Origin of the sequence: Evansella tamaricis (assembly GCF_019042215.1) — a bacterium.
Classification (GTDB): Bacteria; Bacillota; Bacilli; order Bacillales; family Salisediminibacteriaceae; genus Evansella; species Evansella tamaricis.
Genome location: NZ_JAHQCS010000136.1, coordinates 1 through 4,371 on the forward strand (window position 1 = coordinate 1; position 4,371 = coordinate 4,371).

At 34.2% G+C, this 4,371-nt stretch carries 3 protein-coding genes; all 3 read right to left on the reverse strand.

All coding sequences use genetic code 11. The features are described 5' to 3' along the window. A partial coding sequence (locus KS419_RS17060; protein ID WP_484840035.1) for a transposase occupies positions 1–583 on the reverse strand: 583 nt, incomplete at its 3' end. Positions 584–795: 212 nt separating this feature from the next. After that, the gene (locus KS419_RS17065; RefSeq protein WP_217067602.1) at positions 796–2,175 is read right to left on the reverse strand and encodes a sugar transferase; all 1,380 of its coding nucleotides are present in this window, start codon (positions 2,173–2,175) and stop codon (positions 796–798) included. A 327-nt stretch (positions 2,176–2,502) separates the two neighbouring features. After that, on the reverse strand, positions 2,503–4,371 hold a 1,869-nt coding region (locus KS419_RS17070), incomplete at its 5' end, for a peptidoglycan-binding protein (RefSeq protein ID WP_217067603.1).

A 4,371-nucleotide genomic window follows, 5' to 3' on the forward strand; every position in this document is an offset into this window, starting at 1 on the left:
CTATTTCAATGGACATTCCTCCATAAAAGCGGAAGGCATTTTCGTGCATTCGGATAAGATCATTTGATCTAAATGGCCGGTCTAACCACTCTACGTATTTGTATCTGGAATGTGCTAGCACGAATCCAATAAAGTAAAGTCTTTTGTATTTCCCATCTGTAGTTGGGAGTCTTATTTGTCCGAAGTCCACTTGTATCTGCAACCCCATAGGTAGATCAGGAACTGCACTAAACTCCCTCTCAGATAACACTTTCGGAATATGGTAAGCCTCTCGAATATCATTCACATAATTCCTTACGGTTCCCTCAGTGACAGCGGTGACGTTCAGCTTATCCTCCAACCAGTCAAATACTTGAGCTCCTGATAGATCGGGATGTTCTTTGATCCACCCCAAGATTTCCTCCCGAAAAGGGTCAAGCTTTTTACTTCTACTCTGTAAGGAGATGGCAAATAGATAAAATTCTTCTGGAGTCATTTTTCCGTATTCAATAACTCTATTCCTTGAAATCTTTAGCTTTTTGGCAATCGCACTGTTAGAAAAACCTTCCCCGCGAAGCCTATGAACTTCTTTGTATATTAGCAACCTTTCCACTTCCTGTTCCTCACTCTCCTATAGACTAATTAAAGTATATAGAAAGTGAACTAATTAAGGTAAACTGTTTAATCTTATTTGTTGAATTCTGTTTACTCTTATTTGTGTAAAACTGTTGATTCTAGTTTAACGTTTACAACACCTCATCAATAAAGTGAATACAGCAAAAAAAGTCACAGATCATTTATGACCTGTGACTTTTTTTATTTTACCTCTCCTATCTTTTTGGAGGATAGTTTTTTCTTATCATTCTTATCTTCAGTTCCTTCAGCTTTGGTTTTATCTAATAAAACAATGAACGTCTTTAATAAGATAACTATATCCAACCAGAAGCTATAGTTTCGGATATAATATAAATCAAAACGCAACTTATCTTCAACCTCAGTACTATATTTCCCCATAATTTGAGCATATCCAGTAATTCCTGGCTGAACTGTATTACGGTAGCCATAATGATAGAACTCTTTTGTAAGTTGTTTAATAAAGAATCCACGTTCTGGTCTCGGACCAACTAGTGACATATCACCTTTCAACACATTAAAAAGTTGTGGGAGTTCATCTAGTCTCGTAGCCCGCATAAACTTCCCAACCTTGGTAATTCTATCATCGTTTTCTATAGCTAATACTGGACCAGTTTTACTTTCTGCCCCTTCAATCATCGAACGGAATTTATATATAGTAAACGGTTTATTGTTTTTTCCATATCTTTCTTGTTTATATATAATACTTCCTTTCGAGTCTTCTAATTTTACTATGATAGCAAGTAGAAACAACAAAGGAGATATTAGTAGTAAAATAATTGCAGCTGATACTAAATCAAATATTCTTTTGATCATTACTTGATCAAATGTTAGACCGAACGGCTTAACTGTCATGACCAAAGTATCATCAAGTGGTGAAACACTTGCCCTATGCAATAGCAAATCATATAGGGATGGTATAACATATACGACCTTGTTACTCTCCATTGCATGATAAATTATCTGTGATTTAGTTTCTTTGCTTATGTCTGGACATAGAACTACATAATCTACTTGTTGTAAATATTGATCCACCTTTTCAATTGTCGTATTAGGTTGAATATGTTTCACTCTAGTACCTTTTAACATGGGGTGTTTTATTTTAGATATTAACTTTTGGGTATTTTGATCATCACCAATTAATAAAACTTTACCAACTATATTCCCCCGAGTTAACTTGAGGTATAACATTTTAAATATAAGTAAAAAAATTGGTATAAAAATAGTGGCAATTAATATAACAGATCGCGGCATTGCAAACTGCCTAAATAAATATGACGCTGCCATCGTTAAAAATGCCATAAAAATTACAGCAATAACTACTTTAACAAGTATATCCCAAAAGGTTGTTTTTCGATCTAATGCATATAATTCATAAACTGCAATAAAAAACAATCCAATTAATAATATCCAAGGTAATAAAGAAATAAATGATTCCCAATTTCGTTGTGGAAAACCTAGGTATCTTATATAGAATGCACTAACATATGCTGCTAAAATACAAAGTAAATCCACAAAGATAATAAATGATTTATGACTTTTTAATTCACTACTGTTAGGCATTACACATACCTCTCCTTTAAACGGATTAATCACCAGAGTTTTAACTTCTATTATTTTTATGAGACGACTTCAGTGAACAAATGTTTCAACAATATCATATGGATAATAATTTCACAATCAATAATAACTATACTAAAAAATTTTGTGGATTAAAATAGGTAATATTACATAAGGTATGTTTTATTTACACATTTCACCTTAAAGTGTATATCTAAATTAATTAACAGTTTATGAAGATTCTAAACAATAGACTAAATAACTATTGATTGATTTTATTATAAACATTAAAAAGCATGCCCCCAATAAATGGGAGCATACCTTGTATTGTTAATTATATTGAACGATATCAAAATGAAGTGTTGGATTATTTAATTGATTATATAAACTTTTAATTCTCGGAACTTGTTTAACTGCCCATCCCATATCTGTTGCATATTGAGGATACCAACCTTGAGCGTTGAGATATTTATGATTCCATCTCATCTTATAAATTGTATTTTGTCCTCTCGCAAAGTAATCATTGGAAATAAAAGCTGCACCACCAATTATTGCTTCCTTTTTAGAGAACCATTCTTCATTGTATGCTCTAATTGCACCTAGTCTGTGAGCATCTGAGTCATTCGCACCAATTCCATACATATTATACACTGTTCTTATTTCACTTAGAGAGTCTCTATTTGTTGATGTTACTAGTACCGGATTGCCATTAGAATTCTTTCCTACTAATACCCCTCTTGATAGTTGCGATTCAAGGGGGGTTCCAGCACCAGTTTCAAGTAAAGCATGTGCAATTAAATAGATTTCATTTACTGAGTGTTGTCTTCCTGCCTCCAAGAAATGTTCTCCCATGCCTTCCAATGTTCCTCTTCCAAAAAGAACGTTATTTAACTGTGATAATGAAACTCCAGATCTATGGTCCAAAACTAAATGTTGAAATATATCATTTTTATTTGGATCAATGAATGGTGAGAAATCTTCACGGGTGGCATTTCTCCATGATCCTAGACTTATTTCATGCCAAATATCCCCAATTTCTCTTATAGATATGGATGTATCTTTGCTTAAAGTTGTATAGATATGGCTGTTTGTATTAGTTTCTGCTCGAACATTGAGACCTGAGGTTGTTTTCGCGCTTTGTATTTCTGCTAATGTTGTGTGAACGAATGATGTATCACCATTATGAGTGATTCTATACCATTGATCACTTCCATTATAAAGCGCTCCTTTGGTTTTACCTTGGATGATAATGTCAGTCCCATTAGGTAAATAATACAAAAGTGTATCATCAAAATGTGGTGCAGAACGAATCCTAACACTAGATCCAGTAATTTTTCCTTTTATCTCAACAAAACCTCCATGAACATAGGCCGGTTGGTTCTTATATTTATCAGTTTGTGGAGGAATACTTAAGTTCAGCTGTCTTTGTATTGCCTCCTGTAAAGTAAGGTTGTATTGAGTATAGGTAATTATTTCTCTGGATACTTGTAAGGCATTAATAAGTTCAAGCGTTTTTTCATCAATAATTCCACTCTCCGGTAATCCGTTATCCCTTTGAAACTCTTTCACACGACGTTCTGTGAAACTACCAAAATAATCTGTTATGGTAATACCACCATAACCATTTGCGTTTAGTTTTTCCTTAACCAATAATAAGTCATCATGACGTTTACCAACTTGAAGAGGACTATTAAAAACTTCATCAATCTTTGCTTGAGTAATAGTATCTACTTTCCCAGTAACCTCTAATCCATAGTGTTGCTGGAATTCCCTAACACGCCTTGTGGTGAAATCTCCGTAATAGTCTGTTACGGTTATATAACCAAATCCAATTCGATTTAGCTTATGTTTCAGCTCTATTATTAGCGGGTGCCTATCTCCAAACTCAAATTCATCTGCTGTAGGTGTCGGTTTTAGGGCTAGAATCTTTTCAAGAGTTATCTCATCAATGATTCCACTTACCGGTAATCCGTGATCCCTCTGAAACTCTTTCACGCGACGTTCTGTGAAACTACCAAAATAGTCTGTTACAGTAATTCCACCATAACCGTTTGCGTTTAATATACGCTTAATCTCAAGAAGGTCCTCATGCCGTTTGTCGAATTGGAGTGGACTGTTAAAAACTTCATCAATCTTTGCTTGAGTAATAGTATCTGCTTTCCCAGTAACCTCTAATCCATAGTGTTGCTGGAATTCCCT

Bases quoted from the DNA above. Each gene is read 5' to 3' on its own strand.
- KS419_RS17065 (WP_217067602.1), bottom strand. From the start codon at position 2,175: ATGCCTAACAGTAGTGAATTAAAAAGTCATAAATCATTTATTATCTTT.